The organism is Rhodococcus sp. IEGM 1302 (assembly GCF_030056935.1).
GTDB classification, from domain to species: Bacteria; Actinomycetota; Actinomycetes; order Mycobacteriales; family Mycobacteriaceae; genus Rhodococcus_F; species Rhodococcus_F qingshengii.
This window is the reverse complement of record NZ_JASHKY010000003.1, coordinates 355,286-376,328: the sequence shown is the minus strand read 5'-3', so window position 1 is coordinate 376,328 and position 21,043 is coordinate 355,286. Positions and strand designations below refer to the sequence as shown.

Here is a 21,043-nt window from a genome sequence, read left to right as displayed (position 1 = left end):
GTGCCTCGTGCGTCGGTGACCATTGTGTCGATTGTGCTCATCTCGGGCCGTTCGCTCTACCCGGGGTACTGAGTCAGTCCTTGACCGTCACGTTGATCGGGACAAATGCCGCCGTGCGAGTTCGCTCCGCACCTGGCGTCGTCGGACCGCCTTCGGGTCCACGATCGGGGCCTGACGGCCCCCCGAGAAACTCGTCGAGAATCTCACGAAGCAACGCAAGGAATGCTGCTGCTTGACCCGCGAGGAATGCCAACAGTTCGTGGTGCTCACCGCGAACCAGTGCGGCGAGGGCGCACACCGGGCACCAGCTGCAGCCGGTGAACACCGGCTGCGTGTCCGTGGACGCCGAGTCACTCGCAACGTCTGCCGTCGCTGCTGCGGCCTTCTGCAGCACCGGTTCCAGGCGCGTCAGAACGGTTTCCGCCAGCGCGCGAAACTCCGCGACGAGGCGCTCGTGCTCTTCGCTCATACCGGCCACACCGCGGGATCCGGGCTGAACCGGATGATCAGGTAACTGCCGTCCAACTCCGCCCCGTTCACGACACAACGACGCAGCACCGACGCCAAACGAACTCTGCGTCGTACGCCGTCTGCTCCCACCAGCACATCGTCCTCCACCCGGCCCAACGACAACGACGACGGATCCACGAGCGGAAGGTACATCCGCATCACGTACACCGAATCGACTCCGGTCCCGGACTCCAACGACACCACGATGTTGTCCGCGGTACCGACGGTGCCCGAATCCGTGCCCGCTCCACCCTCGAACGTGGCCGCGATCTCGCCCAGAGCGGCCAACCCTACCGGTTCGGCGCAAGCGCGTTCGACCGTTGTGACGGACATTCCATCGGTTGATCCACGCAGTTCGTCCACGACGAGTGCCTGAGCCGCCCGGATCGACGCGAGCCACTGCGCCGCCGGTGAATCGTCGACACCCTTCCCGGCGGACGAGTTGAACTGCGGGACAAGGTTGTTGACCACAATCCCGTCAACTCGCAACCCGGCCAGAGCCAGCCCGGACAACGTCCGACGAGTCGCCGCGACCGACACGCCGTCGGCCGACGTCACCACACGCACGCCGGTGTTCTCCCGATCCGAGAGGTGAACCGCGATCCGATCCACCGACGCGAGCACGCGTTCGACGACGGACACGAGCAGGAGCAGCCGCATGTCCGTACCTGTCACAGCGACCATCCGCCTGTGCCGCGGCCACAATCGCTCGAGATACTCCGACACCATCGACGGCGAGCCGAGTATCCGCAGCGCTTCGGCTGCGGCCGGACAGTCCACGATCACGACGTCGTAGTCGCCGCTGTCCGAGAGGTCGACGATCTCGGCGAGCCCGAGCATGTCTTGGATGCCCAGGGATCCCGTCAACTCTTCCGGTTCCAAGCCCTCGAATGACGAACCGTGTTCGTGATCTCCCGCTCCGAAAGTTCCTGCAGCGTCGATCAACCCCGACAATCCTCGGAACTTGTCCTCGAGGAGCGCTGACGTGTCGAGTTGCCGGACGTCGAGACGCTCGGTGAGAGATGTGGTCGTTCGCGGATTCGGCACGCCCAGGACGTCTGCAAGAGAACCTGCCTGATCGATCGACACGAGCAGCACTCTCGCCCCATCGGTCGCAGCCGACACAGCAGTCGCTGCGGCAAGCGTCGTCGTGCCTACTCCGCCTTTACCGACGAACAGTTGGACGCGCGATCGTTGCTCCGGCACTCAGCCCTCGACTCGCTTCTTCAGTTCCTTCAGAGCTGTGTCGGTGATGATCTTCTCGGCCTTGCGCTTGAACAGTCCGATCATCGGAATCGTCAGGTCGACCGTCAACTCGTAGGTGACCGACGTGGTGCCGTTCGGGCCGGGCTCGAGTGTGTACGAACCGAATTGGGACTTCTGAATCTCGCCCGAGATCAGCTCCCAACTCACCGCCATACCGTCCGGTGCCCACGAATACTGCAGTTCGTAGGTGTCCTTCACCATCCCCGCGTCGAGGACGAAACGTACTCGGTCCGCGCGGCCGCCCTGTCCCGGCGCCGTCACCTCGACGGACTTCGCCGCGGCCACCCACTCGGGGTACCGCTCGAAATCGGCGATGACGTCCATCACGGCGTCGGCAGGAGCGTCGATGCTGATCAACCCCTTGGTCTTCTCGGCCATACGACTGCGCTACCTTCCTTCGTCAAAAGTCCAGAACCTGCACAACGTGCAGTGCTTCGATTATCAGTCCGGTGCTACTCCGGCGGCACGTCCCGCTTCGAGTTCGCGTTTGAGCTGGAACGACATGACCTTGCCGTCGACCCGACGCTTGCGGTTCATCCCGGCGAGGTCGAGGGTCGCCAGATCGGACGGCGATACGCCGACCGGCTCACAATGCAGGAAGTAGTGCGCGATCGTCCCGTCCATGACCGGTTCGAGCCACACCTCCATGGTGCCGACCAGCTGACCGGACACCCCCCAACGGAATCCTGCGGGACCGCGATCTTCCCGGACTTCGAGCTCGAGATCACTGAACCAGCGACGCCACTGCGCGCGCGAGGACAACAGTTCGGCGACCCGCTCGGGCGGGGCGGCGATGAAAGTCTGGTCTGCGACCTGAATGCTGCTCACCGAAGTAGCTTCACATATCGCGTCCGCGAAGCGTCGAGGGGTGTCGCAACACTACATACCGGACAGACTGTAAGCCTGGCCACAACTGCGTCGGACATGCGACTACAGTAGGAGACGAAAACCCTACTCGTCAGTATTTCGCAGTGTCGGAGGTATTTCGTGCCTGAGTTCAGCGCACCCCAGACGTTCACCATTCCCGAGGATGCCTCCGCGGTCGACTCGGTCTTCGCCTTCGCGAAGACGAAGCCGGCGGCGGTTGTCTACAAGCGCAAAGTCGGAAATGCATGGGTCGATGTCACTGCAGGCGATTTCGCCGCTCAGGTGACTGCCGTCGCCAAGGGCCTGATCGCGATCGGAGTCGAGCAGGGCGATCGCGTCGGCCTCATGTCGGCGACTCGCTTCGAATGGCCGCTCGTCGACTACGCCATCTGGGCGGCCGGCGGCGTGACGGTTCCGATCTACGAAACCTCCGCAGCCGAGCAGGTTCGCTGGATTCTCGAGGACTCCGAAGCAATCGACCTCATCGTCGAGAACGACGCACATGCCGCGACCGTGAAGGACGTCGCTGCAGCCGCCCCCGCGCTGCGCACGGTGTACCAGATCGATGCCGCGGCAGGCGGTAAAGGTGTTGTCGAGGAATTGACCGCACTGGGCGCCGACATCTCCGACGAGGACGTCCACGCCCGCGTCGCTGCACTGAAGGCATCCGATCCCGCGACCCTGATCTACACGTCGGGCACCACGGGCCGACCCAAGGGCTGCCAGCTGACGCACTCCAACCTGATTGCCGAGTCGAAGGGCATCCTCGACTCCAACCTCGGCACGCTGCTCAAGACTCCTGGCGTTCGCACTCTGATGTTCTTGCCGCTCGCGCACGTTCTCGCTCGCGCAGTCAGCATCGCGTCGTTCGATGCCGGTGCAGCGCTGGGGCACACGAGCGACATCCCGAACCTCGTTCCGACGTTCGGCGAGTTCAAGCCCGACTTCATCCTCTCGGTGCCGCGCGTGTTCGAGAAGGTCTACAACAGCGCACGCGCCAAGGCGCACGGCGACGGCAAGGGAAAGATCTTCGACGCGGCCGCAGACACCGCCGTCGCGTGGAGCGAGGCGCAGGACAAGGGCGGCGCCGGCATCGTTCTCAAGGCCAAGCACGCTCTCTTCGACAAGCTCGTGTACTCGAAGCTGCGCGCAGCGCTCGGCGGGCAGTGCCAGCTGGCCATTTCCGGTGGTGCACCTCTGGGCGCTCGACTCGGCCACTTCTTCCGCGGTATCGGTGTCACGATCTACGAGGGCTACGGACTGACCGAGACCACCGCAGCGTTCGCCGTCAACACCATCGGCGCACAGAAGGTCGGTTCTGTCGGAAAGCCGTTGGCCGGCAACTCCGTTCGTATCGCAGAAGACGGCGAAATCCTCCTCTCGGGACCGGTGGTCTTCACCGGCTACTGGCGCAACGAGAAGGCGACCGCCGAGTCGATCGAGAACGGCTGGTTCCACACCGGCGACCTCGGCACCGTCGACAAGGACGGCTACATCACCATCACCGGCCGCAAGAAGGAAATCATCGTCACGGCAGGCGGCAAGAACGTCTCCCCCGCTCAGCTCGAGGATTCCCTTCGCGCGCACCCGCTGATCAGCCAGGCCATCGTGGTCGGCGACCAGAAGCCTTTCATCGGCGCCCTCATCACCATCGACGCCGAAGCTCTCCCCGCCTGGAACGAGCGCAACAACAAGGCCGCAGGAACCACAGCGGCCGACCTGGTTTCGGACGGCGAACTGGTCGGCGAAATCCAGGACGCCATCGACGAGGCCAACAAGCTCGTCTCACACGCCGAGGCGATCAAGAAGTTCCGCATTCTTCCGGTCGACTTCTCCGAGGACACAGGCGAACTCACGCCCACGATGAAGCTCAAGCGCAACGTCGTGCACGAGAGCTTTGCCGCCGACATCGAAAAGATCTACGCCAAGTAGTCTTTCGCCGATCAGCCCTCTGCCGACACGAACGTGCCGACATGAACGGCCCGCACCGAATTCGGTGCGGGCCGTTCGCGTTCGAGTCCCGTTTGCTCAGCCGAGGAGATTACGCAGTTTCGAAGCGAGCGTGTCCCACTTCCAGTCTTCGGCAACCCATGCCCGGCCGGCTGCTCCCATCGCGGCCGCGCGATCACGATCGGACAGCACCTCGATCACGGATTCGGCGACGTCGCGAACAGAGGTGCCGTCGACCACGAGCCCGGTCTTGTTCTGCTGCACCGTTTCCGGAGCGCCACCACTGCGCCCGGCGATGACCGGCACACCGGTAGCCGAGGCCTCGAGGTAGACGATTCCCAGTCCTTCGACGTCCAATCCGGCGCCTCGGGTACGGCACGGCATGGCGAACACGTCGGCGATCGTGTGGTGCGCTGCCAACTCTGCGGCGGGCACCGTGCCCGTGAAGACGACGTGATCGTCCATCCCGGTCTTACGCGCCAATTGGCGGAGATGGTCCTCGTACGGCCCACCTCCGACGATCACCAGTACCGCCCCGTCAATGCTCTTGCGTACGGTCGGCAGCGCCTTGATGAGCATGTCCTGCCCCTTGCGTGGCACGAGCCGCGACAGGCACAGGATCGTGGGCCGCTCGCCCAGCCCGTATCGCTTACGCAGTTCCGCGCGGGCGACCGAGTCCGGGTGGAACACTGACGTGTCCACTCCGGAAGGAAGGTGCTCGAGCGCCGCTTGCGGGCCGAAGGCCGCCGAGAACCGCCCACGGGTGTATTTGCTGACGAACGTCACCGCATCGGTGTGGTCACCGATCACACGCAACGACTGCCGCGCACCGGGAATCATCGACCATCCGACCTCGTGGCCGTGAGTACTCGCGATCACTCGGCTCGCTCCGGCGCGTCGAACAACCGGTGCCAACAACGCCAACGGCGCTGCCGCACCGAACCAGACCGACTCGCAGTCGTGCTTCTTGACCAACTTCGCGGCTCGACGAGCGACAAAAGGCGACGGCAGCATCAGCGTCGTCGGGTGCCGAACGACCTCGAAAGGCTGTGCCGCATCGAACTTCTTGTGCGAGTCGCCCCGCCACCGCGGTGCGTACACCACCAACTTGTCCGGCGGCAGATGCCCGGCGAACGTGTGGAGATAGGACTGGATACCTCCGGGGCGAGGAGGAAAATCGTTGGTCACCAAGAGGGTCCGGCGCATCCGTCCACCGTAGGGCACTCGGTGCTTCAAACGTGCGAAGGGCACCTCGCCGCTGCAATCGACCCAGCCGCGAACTACTCAGCCCAGATGGCTGTTGGTCCAGTCGACCCATCCGGCTCGCAGTTCCTCGGTTCCGACGCCAACGACCGCTCGGATCCGCGAATCGAGGTCTTCGGCCGTCATCTTTCCGGAGGCGAGAGCGCGAAAGAGGTCGGTCAGCTTTGCTTCTCCGAATCGATCGGCGATATACGCGTTGATCGACCACGCCGATTCGTACGCCAGTGAACTCACGACCGGTACACCGCTGAACTGCGTGTCGTCCGGAAACTCGGTCGGAGTATCGCCGGAGCGTACCGCTGCCGCCAGAGTCGGCGCGATCTCACCCCAGGCCCGCGAGGATCCACGGTTTCCCGCGTATTCGGCAAACCCTTCCAATACCCACATCGGCGACCCGTCACGGGTTTTCGATCGGGCGGCTATGTGCATCAGTTCGTGGCGCAACACCGTTCGCCTGGTGATGTCGGTCAACCTCGAAGCCGCGGCAGGCGAGAAGACCACCCGCTGGCCACTCACGTCGGAAGACCCGTCCGCCGTCGCATCCGCGACCGACACTGCAGCAATCGAAGCGCCGTCGTGATGGGAGCCGACCAGTGCGGTGAATTCCTCAGCGGACCCCGCCACCATGAGCACCGCGCGCTCGGACCACCACGGCCCCCACAACTGCGTCGTGTTCTCGATGGCTGAGTCCACATCGGCAGCCAAAGCGTCGACGAACGCCTGCTGACCCGGGTGGCCGATCACCAGCGCGTTACCCGCAGAATTCTCGGCGACGGCAAGCGGGCCGAAGTCCCAGGGGCCGTTCCAGGATTCGCCCGCCGTTCGGGCGCCGTCCAGTCCGACGATCGACCCGTCCGCAAGAACCGACCACTGATCGCCGCGTTTCGCGAGCGTCATGGACACTGCCTTGCGCGTGGGCAATGCGTCGACGCCGTCGAGGGCGTACCGCAACAGAACTTGCGCATTCCATACTTCGACGTCTCCGCCCGGCGCACCGGTTCGCGGCGCCGGAGTCAGGCCGCCGCTGGGAATCTCGTATCCCCAGTCGGAGAATTCAAGCGCTCCCGCAGCAGTGGCTCGTCGAACTTCCGCCTCGAGCACACCGGGTGCGGCGGCACTGTCGACGAACTTCGCCAGCCCCGACGGATCGTCGGACATCTGAGCCGCGGCCCATGCATCGAGAAAGCTCTGGACTTGAGCGCTGCGTTCCGCGTCCTGTTCGGCGGCGGCATTTTCGTCGGAATCGGACCTGTTCGTCAGGAAGATCGTCAGGCCCAGAACGAGCACCACGGCTACACCGAGCGCCACGAGGGCCGGATACTCCCAACGGCGTGGTCGATCTGCGCCGACGTCGGGCGTCGTCATCGGTTCAGTCGGCACGGTGCCGAGTGTAGGAGAACTCGACTCGACGCTTCACGGCGGCTGGCCACACGCCGCTCGGGCGCAGCAAGCCGTCAGTAACGACGCGCAGTGGAGAACTCCATGCCTGCCATCGACTGGACCTTCACCGGTACGCCGAACGTCGACGCATGCAGAATGTTTCCGTCGCCGGCGTAGATGCCGACATGCGAGTTGTCGCTGTAGAAAGTCACGACGTCGCCGGGCTGTAGTTGGTCCCTCGACACCGGTACACCGCCCTGCGCCTGCGCTTGGCTCGATCGCGGCAGAGTCTTTCCGATCTGCTTGTAGGCCCACACCACCAGACCTGAGCAGTCGAACTCGTTCGGGCCGGTCGCGCCCCAGACGTACGGGTCACCGATCCGCGTGAGGCCTGCCTGCAGAGCAGCAGCACCCGAGCCAGGGGTCAAGTTAGCCAGAATTTTGCTGAGATCGACGTCCGGCGGGAAAGGCGTACCGCTCAGTTGGTTACGTTCGTCGTCGGTGAGATTCTGGAAGGCTTTGGTCACGTCGGCGATCTGCGTCTGCAGTTCACTCTGCTTGCGCTGCAAATCGTCACTGAGCGCGCGGGCTTGATCGGCGGCGGTTCGCGCTTCTTCGGCCGATCGCTTCGACGCTTCCGAGGCGGCACGCGCATCGGCAGTGGCTTGGTTGAACTGAGAGACCTGTACTGCCGCGTCGTTGGAAATCACGTCGAGCGCAGACATCTGGTCGAGCAACTGCTGCGGCGAGTCGCTCACCATCAACGCAAAGAGGCGATTGGTTCGCGCACCCTGGTAATTCGCTGTGGCAATACGGTTTACCGCCGGAGCGAACTCGGCGACGCGCGCCGAAGCCGCGTCGAGAAGACCCTGATCGGCTGCCGATCGCACGTCCGCATCATTCGCGACTGCCAGCTTCGCGTCGAGGTCGATCTGCGCGTTGTGCAGCGCTTCGTTGGTCTGCTCGGAAACCCGGGAGAGTTCACCGAGCTTGTCGAGCGCCTCGGTGGGGTTGGTGATGACGGGGTCGGCACCGGCCTGCATCGAAGGCCCTGCAACGAGTCCGAACGCCAGCACTCCCACTGTCAATGCGGCCCGTACTCGACTGTTGTTTTTCGATGAAACCACGGAATGCAACTCTCCGTCTCGGTGAAGCGACGCCGACCGGGACCGGTCGACGATCTGTTAGCTGGCTGTCAACTATCCACAGTACCTGTCTCGGCCGCGCAATGTCTCGATAAGGTTACGGAACGGCATACGTTTGTGTCTACTCGCCGGTAGGCGTGTCGGGGTGAAGTACCGGGCGAATTGTCGCGAAACGAAAATGTGGGCCCCGAATCGAAGATTCGAGGCCCACATTCGAAGATCCGGAGCTCCCCCGAGCTCCGCCGCATCACAGCGGCGGATCGTTCCGACTGCCTACCGGAGACAGCCGTCGAGCGTGTTCAGAAATCAGTAACGGCGAGCGCCGTCGTACGGCATCGAGGACACCGGAGCGAGCTTCACGGGCTGACCAGCGGTCGACGCGTGGATGACATTGCCGTTACCGGCGTAGATGCCCGAATGCGATCCGCCGTAGAAGGAGATCACGTCGCCGACCTGAAGATCGGACTGTGCGACGGCAACGCCGGCTGCAGCCTGGTCGTAGCTCGTGCGAGGCAGGTTGAGACCGGCCTGCTTGTATGCCCACTGAACGAGACCGGAGCAGTCGAATGCGTCCGGGCCGGCTGCGCCGTACACGTACGGGGAGCCCAGCTTGCTCTCTGCGGCGCGAACTGCCTGCTCACCAACACTGGAGATGGGAGCGGCCGGTGCAGCCGGTGCGATGTCGGCGATGCCCGGAATGACCGGCAACTGAGGAATAGAAACGCCCGGAACCTCGAACGTGCCGACGCCGGGGATGGTGATGGGGTCTGCCGAGGCAGGTGCAGCGGTTGCAGCGAATGCTCCGACTGCGAGCGCGCCGGCTACTGCCAACTGCGCTGAACGCTTGAAACTCTGTGACGCCACTTAAGGGGTGCTCCATTTCTTCCATTCATCCGCCGACCGAGTTAGCTGACGGGTTCGGGCTGGGAAGATCAGCCCTACCCGCGTGGTCTGCAGCGATCCTGCGTGCTGCACCCCAGGCGGGATTCACCCCAGTGGAAACTTGGGTTCCCGGTTCGGGTTCCTCGCGGAGATCCCGATTAGGCGGTTCCTGACGATGCCGGTCCTGTTTGGTCCGGCAAGACTTCGTTAGGTCTCAGGAAGGTTACGAAATGATCGCGACGATGTCGACCGCTTCGTGACAATCGCGCCCGATTCGCCGGAAATCGTGGTGCCGCGCCCGCGATACGCCCGGCGGGTCACGGGGAGATAACAACAGGTCGGTTCGGCGACCCACTCCAGGCCGTCAAACCCGCGCCCGCTACCCACTGCCAAGGCTCACCAAACCCGACAATCCGATCTTCCATGCAGTTCAACGATGATTACTTGAAACTAGAACTTGTTCCGGTCACGGAAGCGGTTTCAGCCGTCGACAGACGCACCGAAGACCCCCTCGACTCGCCCTACTCACAAGTAGGCGCGCGTCCACATTCGCGAGTTCCCACCGCAAGTGTGATCCTCGTCTCTCCTACTTTTGTCGGGCGTTCATCGACCGATTTCGCAACGGAAGTCCGTGCGGGTCGGATTCCGTGTCTGCACTCTCGAATTCGTGTCGGGGGGTACTTCTACTGTCTGCGGTGTGAGTCCCGCCTCGGCCCGAGAATTTCCGTCTCCGCCCCCGTTCTCCGACGGGGAGAAGTTCGACGTCGGGCGGCAACTGAGCTTCGACGAACTGGACACACCGCTGAGCGAGACAACATTTGTCGTCGTCGACCTCGAGACCACAGGGGGCAGCGCCGACCAGGACTCCATCACCGAGATCGGCGCCGTCAAGATCCGCGGCGGCGAGGTACTGGGCGAAATGGCAACACTCGTCGACCCCGGCCGGTCGATTCCGCCCTACATAGTCGAACTGACCGGAATCACCACGGCCATGCTGATCGGCGCACCTCCCATCGAACGTGTCCTGCCTGCATTTCTCGAGTTCGCCGAGGGCGCGGTGCTGGTGGCACACAACGCGCCGTTCGACATCGGTTTCCTCAAAGCAGCGGCGTCACGCAGCGCGCGCCCGTGGCCTGCGTTCCGTGTCCTGTGCACCGTCAAACTCGCCCGGCGCGTACTCACACGCGACGAAGCACCTTCGGTGAAACTCTCCGCACTCGCCCATCTCTTCCAAGTGACCACCCAGCCGACGCACCGGGCTCTCGACGACGCGCGTGCGACCGTCGACGTCCTCCACGGACTGATCGACAGGGTCGGAAACCAGGGTGTCCACAGTTACAGCGAACTGGTCGACTACCTGCCCAACATTTCCTCGCATCAACGGGCCAAACGGTCCTTCGCCGCAAACCTGCCGCGAAGCCCCGGTGTCTACCTTTTCCGCGGTCCTTCCGACGAAGCCCTCTACATAGGAACTGCTACCGACCTTCGACGCCGCGTCCGCAACTACTTCACCGGTTCGGAGACCCGCGGCCGGATGAAGGAAATGGTCGCGCTGGCCACCCGCGTGGACCATGTCGAGTGCGCGCACGCTCTCGAAGCCGGGGTGCGTGAACTACGACTGCTGAGCGCGCATGCGCCGCCGTACAACCGTCGCTCCAAGTTTCCCAAGCGAGGTTGGTGGATCACCCTCACCGACGAGGCGTTTCCGAGACTGTCCGTGGTTCGCACGCCCACGGCCGATTCGATCGGCCCGTTCACCTCTCGCGCCGACGCAGTCGACGTCGCCGACACCGTCGCAGAGTTCAGTCGTCTGCGCACGTGTACCAAGCGTCTCGGACGCGGCGCCGTTCACGGCCCTGACTGCCCCGCTCGCGAACTGGGGGCGTGTCCAGCCTCCTGGACCCCGGAAATCAACGCAGAGGACTACGCGGCCGCCCCTGAGGCCGTGCGTGGATTCTTCCGAGGAACCAACGACGCTCCCCTCCAACAGATGCAGGCCCGGATCGACGAGCTGTCCGCACACGCGTTGTTCGAGAATGCTGCGCGTCTGCGTGACCGAACGGTCGCAGTCGCCACCGCAGTGCGGCGCACTCAGCGACTCGCCGCAGTCGCGGCGATCGAACAACTCGTTCTCGCCCGCCCCACCGGAGACGGCGGCTGGGAGCTGTCGGTGATCCGGTCCGGGCGTCTCGCGTCCGCCGGGCTCGCCAGACGTGGGACTCACCCGATGCCCGTCGTCGACGCCATCACCGCGGCGGCCGAAACCGTCCTACCGGACGACGCCCCGTTCCGCGGCGCGTCACCCGAAGAACTGGGACTGATCGCAAGGTGGCTCTCGTCGGACGGTGTCCGAATCGTGTCGGCGACATCCGGATACGTCGAACCTGTGAGCGGCGCCGGCAAGTGGGAAGCCTGGTGCCGACTCGCCCGAGCCGGAACCGAATCCGAACATCGATGACGTAACGGCGGGGCGGCACCCCTAAGCTCGATCGAAACCACCGGGTCATCACAACCCGCAGGGAAATCGAGGAGAGAAATGATCAACGCCATCGTCATGATTCACGCCGAGTCCGCTCGGATCCCGGAAACCGCGCAGGCCGTCGCCGACCTGTCCGGAGTGACCGAGGTCTACTCGTGCGCAGGTGACGTCGATTTGATCGCCATCGTGAAAGTGCGTGACCACGCCCAGATCGCCGACGTGGTCACCGGAGGAATCAACAAGGTGCCCGGCGTTCTCCGAACCGCCACACACATTGCGTTCCAGTCATTCTCCAGCGCAGACGTCGAGGCCGGTTTCTCGCTGGGTGAATAGCCCCTCGATCAGGCTTGGTCGGCCAGCTCGGCGGTGAGCGCCGCCCACTTGTGAAGCAGTTCAGCGCCCGCGCCGCTGTCGATCGCGGCAGCGGCTGCAGTCATCCCGGCAGAGATCGCACTCTCGAGATCGTCGCCGACACCGTTGAATGCCGCGATGGCTGCTCCCGCGTTCAGCAGGACCGCGTCCCGGACCGGCCCCTTCTGCCCGGAAAGCAGCGTTCTGGCGACGGTGGCGTTGATTTCGGCGTCGCCTCCACGCAACTCTTCGAGAGGAACGCGGTCGATTCCGAGGTCACGCGGATCCAGCGTGACAGTTCGCACACTTCCACCGCCGACGATGTGAACCGTCGACGTCGTCGATGTGGTCAGTTCGTCCAGTCCGTCGTCTCCCCGTACCACCAACGCCGAATTGCCGCGCTGCGCAAGGACTCCCGCGACGACCGAGATCAGTTTCGGAAATGCGCACCCGATCAGCCCGGCACGCGGACGAGCCGGATTGGTCAGTGGACCGAGCACGTTGAATGCCGTCGGAATGCCGATTTCCTTGCGAGGGACCGCCGCAAAGCGCAGTGCGGGATGGAAGACCGGCGCGAAACAAAAGCCGATGCCGACCTCTTCGACGCACCTCGCAACCTGCTCCGGCCCGAGGTTGATGCGAACGCCGAGCGCCTCGAGCACGTCGGCGCCACCGCTCTTGGACGAAGCAGCGCGGTTGCCGTGCTTGACAACTCGCACACCGGACGCGGCAACCACGATCGAGGCCATCGTCGAGATGTTCACCGTGTTGGAGCGGTCACCACCCGTGCCGACGATGTCGACGACGTCGGAATCGACCGGCACGCGCCTGGAGTGTTCGAGCATCGCGGCGGCGAGCCCTTCCAACTCCGCGGGGGTTTCTCCCTTCATCTTCAGACCGACCCCGAAAGCAGCGATCTGAGCGGAGGTGGCGTTGTCCGACATGATCTCGCCCATAGCCCAGCGACTGTCGGCTTCCGACAAGTCACTGCCGTCCGTGAGCAAACCGAGAATCATCGGCCAGGACCGCACCACTGCACTCGAATCGACGTTCACGGCGTTGGATGCGTCGGTGCCGGCCATAGTGCCTTGGTCCCCTGTCGTTCAAGTGGGCTGGATTTCGAGCTGTCGTTTCGAGCTGTCGTTTCGCGCTGCCATTTTTTGCTGCCGATGACCCTCGCAGCCTAGTCAGTGAGGTAACGAGGAAACCGAATAGGGCCGCTCAGGACTTTCTGCGACCGCGTTTGGGCGGCGCCTCCACAAGTATCGGGGGCTGGAGCGCGTCCCACCCGGCGACCGAACCACCGAGTCGCTGCGCCAGACCGGCCATTCGTGACCGCTCCTGGGAGCAATGCAGGGCGTCAAGCACCTGGACACGCTCGAAGACGACGCGAACCGAATTCTCGACCACCGGAGTCACGTCCTCGGGCCGACTCGAGCCTCGCACATATCCGTCCTGGGCGACGATGCTCTCGGCATCGGCTACCGAGCCCTCCGGGAGGTCGAGATGATGCCGCAGAACCACTTCGGACTCCGCCCTGAACTCCGGCTCGGTGGAGGCGGCACGTTCGAGAGCCGTCGAGCTCGCCTCGGCGTCGTCGAAGCCTTCGGCAACGACGACCAGATCCGACCGCCCTGCATCGAGCGGTGTCGGAATCTTCGTGCCGAAAATTCTCAGGAACCACGGTCTACTCTTGTGTGTAGCTGCCATCGCGCCAGCATATTCCGACCACGCCACCAGCGCGTTCGCCGCCCGATCCCGCGAACTCGAGCCGAGCGACGCGCCGATGGTGGACCCGAGTGGTCGTCTCTTACGACGAAGCGTCATACTTCTGTCTGTGACGAGCGCAGTAGGGACTTCAGGATCGGCAATCACCCAACGCGTGCACTCGCTGAACCGGCCGAATATGGTCAGCGTTGGCACCATCGTGTGGTTGTCAAGTGAGCTCATGTTCTTCGCAGGGCTCTTTGCCATGTACTTCGTGGCACGAGCTCAGGCGAACGGAAATTGGCCGCCGGAGCCAACCGAATTGAACCTTTATCTGGCCGTGCCGGTGACCTTGGTGCTTATCGCATCTTCGTTCACCTGCCAGATGGGTGTCTTCGCGGCTGAGCGTGGCGACGTCTTCGGACTTCGTCGCTGGTACACCATCACCTTGGTCATGGGGGCGTTCTTCGTCGCCGGCCAGGGTTACGAGTACTACCACCTCGTGCACGAGGGCACCACGATTTCGAGCAGCGTGTACGGCTCGGTGTTCTACATGACCACCGGCTTCCACGGTCTGCACGTCATCGGCGGTCTCATCGCCTTCGTCTTCTTGATCGCACGTACCCGGGTCAGCAAGTTCACGCCCGCCCAGGCCACCGCCGCGATCGTTGTTTCGTACTACTGGCACTTTGTCGACATCGTGTGGATCGCGCTGTTTGCCACGATTTATTTCATCCGTTAATCAGCTGTACGCCCCAGGCAGCCCCTGACGTCCAGTTCCGTCCCGACATACCAAAGGGATACAGATGAGTTCATCCCCCCCTCCCGCATCCGATAACTCAGCGAATGCCGCGAAGTCGCGTCGCCAGCGGAAAATCCGCCGGCGCGTCACTGGCGCGCTCGTATTGATGATGGGATTGATCAGCGCAGGTTTCCTCGCTTCGGCGTTGACACCAGCTCCGCAGGTTGCGACCGCCAGTGACGATTCAGCAGCCCTGATTCGTGAAGGCAAGCAGCTGTACGACACGTCATGCATCACGTGCCACGGCGCGAACTTGCAGGGCGTGCAGGACCGCGGTCCCAGCCTCATCGGCGTCGGCGAAGCAGCCGTGTACTTCCAGGTCTCCTCTGGTCGTATGCCGGCAGCTCGCAACGAGGCCCAGGCTGCACGCAAGGACCCCAAGTTCGATGCTGCGCAGACCGACGCCCTCGGCGCTTTCATCCAGGCCAACGGCGGCGGCCCGACGCTCATCCGCGACGAGAACGGCGAAATCGCCCAGTCCTCGCTGCGCGGTGGCGACGTCGGACGCGGCAGTGAGCTCTTCCGGCTCAACTGCGCGTCGTGCCACAACTTCACCGGCCGCGGTGGCGCACTGTCCTCGGGCAAGTACGCCCCGGTCCTGGATCCGGCCAGCGAGCAGCAGATCTACGCTGCCATGGTTACCGGTCCCCAGAACATGCCGAAGTTCTCGGATCGTCAGCTGACGATCGAGGAGAAGAAGGACATCATCGCCTACGTCAAGTCGTCGGGCGAGTCGAAGGACCCCGGTGGGTACGGGCTCGGTGGCCTCGGTCCGGCCTCTGAGGGTCTCGCCATGTGGGCCGTCGGAATCATCGCTGTCGTCGGTGCAGCATTGTGGATCGGAGCAAGGTCATGAGCGACGCTGGCCAGCATGGCGGCGATACGCCTAAGAAGTACACAGATGAAGAGCTCGACGCGATGTCACGCGACGACCTGGTCAAGCTGGGTACCAATCTCGATGGCGTCGATGTCGTCTACCGCCGTGATCGTTGGTCGGTAAAGGGCACCAGGGCGGAAAAGCGCGCCGAGCGCAACGTCGCCTTCTGGTTCGGCCTCGCCGGCGTTTCGGCGATCGCGTTCATCGCGATCTACCTGTTCTGGCCCTGGGAGTACGCAGGCGCCGGTGACGAGAACTACGGCAAGTACAGCCTGTACACCCCGCTGATCGGCTTGACCATGGGTCTGGCGATCCTCGGCGTCGGCATCGGTGCCGTTCAGTTCACGAAGAAGTTCATCCCCGAAGAGGTCTCGATCCAGGACCGCCACGACGGTGGTTCCACCGAGGTCGATCGTCGCACGATCGTCGCCGAGCTCGGCGACACCCTCGAGACGTCCACCCTCCCCCGCCGCAAGGCCATCAAGCGCAGCTTGATGTTCGGCGGCGGCGCACTCGGCGTCATGATGGTCATGCCCCTCGGCGGACTCATCAAGAACCCGTGGGCCAAGGGCGACGACTCACCTCTGTGGGTGTCCGGCTGGACCCCGAACTACCCGGGCGAGACCATCTACCTGCGTCGTGACACCGGCCGTCCCGAGGACATCGTCCTCGTTCGCCCGGAAGATCTCGATGCCGGTTCGATGGAAACGGTCTTCCCGTTCCGCGAGTCCGACCGTGGCGACGAGCACGCTCTGCTCGCAGCACTGCGCGGCATTCGTAACTCGGTGATGCTCATCCGCCTCCGCACGGAAGACACCGCGCGTGTCACCAAGCGTAAGGGCCAGGAAAGCTTCAACTACGGCGATTACTTCGCCTACTCGAAGATCTGCACCCACCTGGGTTGCCCCACCTCGCTCTACGAACAGCAGAGCAACCGTATTCTGTGCCCCTGCCACCAGTCGCAGTTCGACGCACTGACCTACGGCAAGCCGATCTTCGGTCCCGCTGCTCGCGCACTTCCGCAGTTGCCTATTACAGTGAACGAAGAGGGCTTCCTGGTCGCCGACGGTGACTTCATCGAAGCACTCGGCCCGGCATTTTGGGAGCGTCGACCGTGACCACAACAACAACCAAACCGTCCAAGATCAGCGCGGCAGCGGCTGGACAAGCGGAGGCTATGGACTCCCGCTACCACCTCGCCGCAGGCATGCGCCGGCAGATCAACAAGGTCTTCCCGACGCACTGGTCCTTCATGCTCGGCGAGATCGCGCTCTACAGCTTCGTGATCCTGCTGATCTCCGGTGTGTTCCTGACGCTGTTCTTCGATCCGTCGATGGCACACGTCGTCTACCAGGGCGCATACCAGCCGCTTCGCGGTGTCACGATGTCTCGCGCCTACGAGACGACCCTGAACATCTCCTTCGAGGTGCGCGGCGGTCTCTTCGTTCGCCAGATTCACCACTGGGCTGCACTGATGTTCGCGGCGTCGATCATCGTTCACCTCGCTCGCATCTTCTTCACCGGCGCCTTCCGTCGCCCACGTGAAGCGAACTGGGTCATCGGCTGCCTGCTGCTCATCCTGGCGATGTTCGAAGGCTTCTTCGGTTACACCATCCCCGACGACCTGCTCTCGGGCACCGGCCTCCGCGCCGCCTTCGGTGGTATCACGATGAGTATCCCGATCGTCGGTACCTGGATGCACTGGCTGATCTTCGACGGCGACTTCCCCGGCGACCTCATCATCCCGCGTCTCTACGTCGCTCACGTGCTGCTGTTCCCGGGCATCATCCTGGCTCTGATCGCCGGCCACCTCGCGTTGGTCTGGTACCAGAAGCACACGCAGTTCCCCGGCCCCGGCCGTACGGAACAGAACGTCGTCGGCGTCCGCATCCTCCCGGTCTTCGCGATGAAGGGTGGCGCGTTCTTCGCCATGACCTTCGGCGTGCTCGCACTGCTCGGTGGTCTGTTCCAGATCAACCCCGTGTGGAACATCGGTCCGTACAACCCGTCACAGGTCTCGGCAGGTTCCCAGCCCGATATCTACATGATGTGGACGGACGGCCTTGCTCGACTGTGGCCGGCGTGGGAGATCTACCTGTTCAACCGGTACACGATCCCTGCAGTGTTCGCCGTCGCCCTGATCATGGGCCTCGTCTTCGCACTGTTGATCGCGTACCCGTGGATCGAGAAGCGTCTCACCGGAGACGACGCTCACCACAACATCCTGCAGCGCCCGCGCGACGTGCCGGTCCGTACCGCTATCGGTGCGATGTCCATCGCGTTCTACCTGGTGCTCACGATCTCCTGCATCAACGACATCATCGCGTACCACCTGCACATCTCGCTGAACGCAATGACGTGGATCGGCCGTATCGGCATGGTCATCCTTCCGCCCATCGCGTACTTCGTGACGTACCGGTTCTGCATCGGCCTGCAGCGCAGTGACCGTGCAGTCCTCGAACACGGCATCGAGACCGGCATCATCAAGCGGATGCCGAACGGCCAGTACATCGAGATCCACCAGCCGCTCGGCCCCGTCGACGAGCACGGACACCCGATCCCGCTCGAGTACCAGGGTGCTGCTGTCCCGAAGAAGATGAACAAGCTCGGCCTCGCCGGCAAGCCCGGTAGCGGTAGCCTGATCACCGCTGACCCAGTCGAGGAGAGCGAGGCTCTCGAAGCCGCTCATCACGAAGCTGAGCACGAGCAGCTTCAGATCCTTCTGGACTACCAGAACCGAACCAACGGCAAGTCCGATGGTTCCAGTGGAGAACTCCACTAAGAACGTCAGTTGACCAGTGAGGCCCCGAACCGGATTCCGGTTCGGGGCCTCACTCGTTCTCTGAGCGATTCAGTATGGACAACCTCCAAGTGGGCACCACTCCCCCGGTTCGTCGTCTGAGCGCCGACAACAGCAGGCACTACGCTTTGCTAGACCTCGAGCACAGTCGAATAGTGCTCCACCGTCGGGAACGGCTCGTAGAAGTGATGGAGAAGTTCTCGCCACTTCTCGTATCCTGGCGACTTACGGAACCCGATGGTGTGTGACTCCACGTCTTCCCACTCGACCAGCAGGAGATATCGCTCCGGTGATTCCAGGCAGTGCGAGAGCCGCAGCCTGATGAATCCGGGAACCTCGGAGATGATGGTTCGGGCCACGTCGAATGCGGCCTCGAAACGCGCTGACTGCGACGGATCGACCTGCAGGACGGCATGTTCGAGAATCATCTACCGAGTGTTGCACGTTCTCGGGAGTCCCCTCGAGGCGTTGTCGCCTGGTGAGATACTCGGACCATGACATCCCATGCACGCGGCACCTTCGAGATCGATCTTCGCCCCGCCGATCCTGAGCTCTCCGGACGCGTCGGACGCTTCGAGTTCGACAAGACGTTCATCGGCGGCGTCGAAGGCACGTCGTCCGGACTGATGCTGTCCGCGGGCGATCCGACAGCCGGTGCAGCGGGCTATGTCGCTTTGGAGTTTGTCACGGGGCAGGTCGACGAAGCTGTGGGATCGTTCGCCCTGCAGCAGTTCGGTCAGATGATCGACGGAACGCAGAAGCTTCTGTACGAGATCGTGCCGGGGTCCGGAACCGGCGAGTTGAAGGGCATCGCAGGCACTCTCGAGCTGGAGGTCGTCGACGGTCTGCACCGCTACGACCTCGAATACTCGCTCCACGATTGACAGAGAGCGGTTGTTGACAGGCACCCTCCTACCACCGAAACGTACATAAACGACAACAGAGGCGCCGTACCCGGGTGGGTGCGGCGCCTCTGTTCGAGTGCGGGTGAAACTAGTGCTTCTCGGGTCCGGTGTAGTACTCGAACACCAGGCCTGCGGCTGCGGCGAGCACACAGACAACTGCGACTGCGATGAGCCACGGCTGGAAGTACGCCAGCGACACTGCCGCGAGTGCAGCAGCAGCGGCAAGCAGGATCGGCCAGAAGCTACCCGGGCTGAAGAAGCCCAGTTCTCCTGCACCATCCGAGATTTCAGCGTCGTCGTAGTCCTCGGGACGGGTGTCCAGACGACGGGCGACGAAGCGGAAGTAGGTACCCACGATGAGCGTCAGACCTGCAGACAGGACGATGGCCGTCAGTCCGGCCCACTCGATACCTGTGCGTGACAGAGCGGTGAACACTCCGTAGATGATCGCGACGAGAATGAAGAACATCGTCAGGATCTCGAAGAGCTTGGCTTCGATCTTCATATCAGCACTTGTCCTTGTTCAGTGAAGAGGCTGGCCGGCTCAGTTGCCTGCAGTGGCGACGGTTGCCTGACGGTACTCGCGGTCGGTGTTGAACGGCGTGGTCGACGTAGCCACCGGCGACTGACCGATTGCCTGCAGAGCCTCAGCGGTCGTCAGACCACCCTTGCCCTCCGCGTCACCCTTGCGCAGTTCGATGTACTTGGCGAAGTCCTCCGGCGAAACCGCACGAACCTCGAAGTTCATCATCGCGTGGAACGTGCCACACATTTCTGCACAACGCCCGACGAACGCGCCTTCCTTCTCGATCTCACTGATCTGGAAGATGTTGTCCGAGTGGTTCTCCTTGGGGTTCGGGAGAACGTCGCGCTTGAACAGGAACTCAGGCACCCAGAAAGCGTGGATGACGTCCGAGGAAGCAAGTTCGAACTGGATCCGCTTGCCGGTGGGCAGAACGAGGATCGGGATCTCCTGGCTGGAGCCGACGGTCTCGATCTTGTCGTAGTGCAGGTAGCTCAGGTCCTCGGTGCTGTTGCCGTGGATCGGGCCGGGGACTTCTTCCCCGTGTTCGTTCACGGTGGAACCCTCGGTCTTTGCAGCCTCTTCGGCCTCGACGTCGATTCCGTTGTACTTGGCGGAGCCGTCACCGAACTCGATGGAGCGGTAGCCGAACTTCCAGTTCCACTGGAAGGCCGTGACGTCTACGACGACGTCAGGATTGTCCGTCTTGTCCAGAACATGGTTCTGAACGATGACGGTGAAGTAGAAGAGAACCGCGATGATGACGAAGGGAACTGCCGTGTAACCGAGTTCGAGCGGCACGTTGTATGCCGTCTGACGCGGGAATTCCGGCGAGTCCTTCTTCTTGCGGTGGAAGATGACGGCCCAGAAGACCAGCCCCCACACCAGCACACCCATGACGAGGGCGGCTACAACCGACCACGTCCACAGCTCACGCATGCGCGTCGCCTCCGGGGTGATGCCCGAAGGCCACCCGAAACGAAGCACTTCGTTGTCGATGGAGCAACCCGACAGCAGCAAGGCAGCAATGCCCAGAGATACTGCCAGCCCCGCTCGCCGAAGGATCCGACCTTGCGCCACGTTCACGCCTTCCTGATCGCCACAAAATTCAACTAGGGCATGCCCGGAGGGAAGGCCCAATTACTACGCAGCGTAGACCAAAGCCGGGCGCTATCCATCCTCGGGTCCTCGCCCGTGTCGCGGCGGACGTCACACAGCTCTCTCAGGTGCTGCTCAGGAACGGCTCAGGTCGTTTCGGCGACGCACATCACGTCGATTCGTTCCGCCGCGATCGGCAGGGACGTCGATCTGCGGCATACTTTCGTCAAGAGTTCGT

21 protein-coding genes and 1 riboswitch are annotated in these 21,043 nt (G+C 63.2%); of the genes, 8 read left to right on the top strand and 13 right to left on the bottom strand.

The annotated features are described in order from the left end of the window. Nucleotides 1-73: 73 nt before the first annotated feature. The 4 genes from QM609_RS08885 to QM609_RS08870 form a co-directional block, all read right to left on the bottom strand. Complete coding sequence (locus QM609_RS08885; protein WP_007730069.1) at nt 74-469, bottom strand: hypothetical protein; 396 nt, start codon at nt 467-469, stop codon at nt 74-76. Further along, nucleotides 466-1,716, bottom strand: a complete 1,251-nt coding sequence (locus QM609_RS08880; RefSeq protein WP_003941793.1) for an ArsA family ATPase — start codon at nt 1,714-1,716, stop codon at nt 466-468. The genes QM609_RS08885 and QM609_RS08880 overlap by 4 nt, the downstream gene beginning before the upstream one ends. Further along, entirely contained in the window at nt 1,717-2,154 is a 438-nt protein-coding gene (locus tag QM609_RS08875) for an SRPBCC family protein (RefSeq protein WP_003941701.1), read from the bottom strand. Nucleotides 2,155-2,217: 63 nt separating this feature from the next. Then, the gene (locus QM609_RS08870; protein WP_003941776.1) at nt 2,218-2,604 is read right to left on the bottom strand and encodes an SRPBCC family protein; all 387 of its coding nucleotides are present in this window, start codon (nt 2,602-2,604) and stop codon (nt 2,218-2,220) included. 159 nt (nt 2,605-2,763) lie between these two features. On the opposite strand from QM609_RS08870, the gene QM609_RS08865 reads away from it, so the two are divergent. Then, nucleotides 2,764-4,575, top strand: coding sequence for an AMP-dependent synthetase/ligase (locus tag QM609_RS08865; RefSeq protein ID WP_003941777.1), 1,812 nt, complete (start codon nt 2,764-2,766; stop codon nt 4,573-4,575). A gap of 96 nt (nt 4,576-4,671) precedes the next feature. On the opposite strand, the gene QM609_RS08860 is transcribed toward QM609_RS08865, so the two are convergent. From QM609_RS08860 to QM609_RS08845, 4 genes are all read right to left on the bottom strand, one after another. Beyond that, nucleotides 4,672-5,799 (bottom strand): glycosyltransferase family 4 protein, encoded by a 1,128-nt coding sequence (locus QM609_RS08860; RefSeq protein ID WP_003941734.1) that lies wholly within the window; start codon nt 5,797-5,799, stop codon nt 4,672-4,674. 78 nt (nt 5,800-5,877) lie between these two features. Then, nucleotides 5,878-7,236 carry a peptidase MA family metallohydrolase gene (locus QM609_RS08855; RefSeq protein WP_223304499.1) on the bottom strand — a complete coding sequence of 453 codons (1,359 nt, stop codon included), beginning with the start codon at nt 7,234-7,236 and terminating at the stop codon, nt 5,878-5,880. Between the two features lie 74 nt (nt 7,237-7,310). Continuing rightward, complete coding sequence (locus QM609_RS08850) at nt 7,311-8,363, bottom strand: C40 family peptidase (protein ID WP_003941704.1); 1,053 nt, start codon at nt 8,361-8,363, stop codon at nt 7,311-7,313. Nucleotides 8,364-8,687: 324 nt separating this feature from the next. Then, complete coding sequence (locus QM609_RS08845; RefSeq protein ID WP_050655815.1) at nt 8,688-9,245, bottom strand: C40 family peptidase; 558 nt, start codon at nt 9,243-9,245, stop codon at nt 8,688-8,690. Nucleotides 9,246-9,259: 14 nt separating this feature from the next. Next, nucleotides 9,260-9,438: riboswitch (cyclic di-AMP (ydaO/yuaA leader) on the bottom strand. A gap of 522 nt (nt 9,439-9,960) precedes the next feature. Between QM609_RS08845 and QM609_RS08840 the strand changes: the two genes are divergently transcribed. After that, nucleotides 9,961-11,721: a DEDD exonuclease domain-containing protein gene (locus tag QM609_RS08840; RefSeq protein ID WP_167349886.1), complete on the top strand. Its 1,761-nt coding sequence runs from the start codon at nt 9,961-9,963 to the stop codon at nt 11,719-11,721. Nucleotides 11,722-11,799: 78 nt separating this feature from the next. Then, nucleotides 11,800-12,075, top strand: a complete 276-nt coding sequence (locus QM609_RS08835; RefSeq protein ID WP_003941677.1) for an Lrp/AsnC family transcriptional regulator — start codon at nt 11,800-11,802, stop codon at nt 12,073-12,075. A gap of 8 nt (nt 12,076-12,083) precedes the next feature. On the opposite strand, the gene trpD is transcribed toward QM609_RS08835, so the two are convergent. Together trpD and QM609_RS08825 are read right to left on the bottom strand one after the other, a co-directional pair. Continuing rightward, a complete protein-coding gene (gene trpD, locus QM609_RS08830) occupies nt 12,084-13,175 on the bottom strand; it encodes an anthranilate phosphoribosyltransferase (RefSeq protein ID WP_003941751.1) in 1,092 nt (363 codons plus the stop codon). A gap of 139 nt (nt 13,176-13,314) precedes the next feature. Beyond that, nucleotides 13,315-13,803 carry a hypothetical protein gene (locus tag QM609_RS08825; RefSeq protein WP_042453564.1) on the bottom strand — a complete coding sequence of 163 codons (489 nt, stop codon included), beginning with the start codon at nt 13,801-13,803 and terminating at the stop codon, nt 13,315-13,317. 127 nt (nt 13,804-13,930) lie between these two features. Between QM609_RS08825 and ctaE the strand changes: the two genes are divergently transcribed. From ctaE to qcrB, 4 genes are all read left to right on the top strand, one after another. Further along, entirely contained in the window at nt 13,931-14,542 is a 612-nt protein-coding gene (gene ctaE, locus QM609_RS08820) for an aa3-type cytochrome oxidase subunit III (RefSeq protein ID WP_007730060.1), read from the top strand. 64 nt (nt 14,543-14,606) lie between these two features. Beyond that, nucleotides 14,607-15,458 (top strand): cytochrome bc1 complex diheme cytochrome c subunit, encoded by an 852-nt coding sequence (gene qcrC / locus QM609_RS08815; protein WP_003941682.1) that lies wholly within the window; start codon nt 14,607-14,609, stop codon nt 15,456-15,458. Next, nucleotides 15,455-16,597 carry a cytochrome bc1 complex Rieske iron-sulfur subunit gene (gene qcrA, locus QM609_RS08810; protein WP_007730058.1) on the top strand — a complete coding sequence of 381 codons (1,143 nt, stop codon included), beginning with the start codon at nt 15,455-15,457 and terminating at the stop codon, nt 16,595-16,597. Before qcrC ends, qcrA begins: the two co-directional genes overlap by 4 nt. Nucleotides 16,598-16,656: 59 nt before the next feature. After that, complete coding sequence (qcrB, locus tag QM609_RS08805) at nt 16,657-18,261, top strand: cytochrome bc1 complex cytochrome b subunit (protein WP_007730057.1); 1,605 nt, start codon at nt 16,657-16,659, stop codon at nt 18,259-18,261. 149 nt (nt 18,262-18,410) lie between these two features. Here qcrB and QM609_RS08800 read toward each other — a convergent pair whose 3' ends face one another. Then, on the bottom strand, nt 18,411-18,707 hold the full coding sequence (locus tag QM609_RS08800; protein ID WP_019748908.1) for an antibiotic biosynthesis monooxygenase family protein: 297 nt from the start codon (nt 18,705-18,707) through the stop codon (nt 18,411-18,413). A 66-nt stretch (nt 18,708-18,773) separates the two neighbouring features. Between QM609_RS08800 and QM609_RS08795 the strand changes: the two genes are divergently transcribed. Next, the gene (locus tag QM609_RS08795) at nt 18,774-19,163 is read left to right on the top strand and encodes a DUF3224 domain-containing protein (RefSeq protein ID WP_030537047.1); all 390 of its coding nucleotides are present in this window, start codon (nt 18,774-18,776) and stop codon (nt 19,161-19,163) included. A gap of 109 nt (nt 19,164-19,272) precedes the next feature. Here QM609_RS08795 and QM609_RS08790 read toward each other — a convergent pair whose 3' ends face one another. Beyond that, nucleotides 19,273-19,689 (bottom strand): cytochrome c oxidase subunit 4, encoded by a 417-nt coding sequence (locus QM609_RS08790; protein WP_003941723.1) that lies wholly within the window; start codon nt 19,687-19,689, stop codon nt 19,273-19,275. Nucleotides 19,690-19,728: 39 nt separating this feature from the next. Continuing rightward, entirely contained in the window at nt 19,729-20,793 is a 1,065-nt protein-coding gene (gene ctaC, locus QM609_RS08785; RefSeq protein WP_030537048.1) for an aa3-type cytochrome oxidase subunit II, read from the bottom strand. Nucleotides 20,794-21,043: the final 250 nt, after the last annotated feature.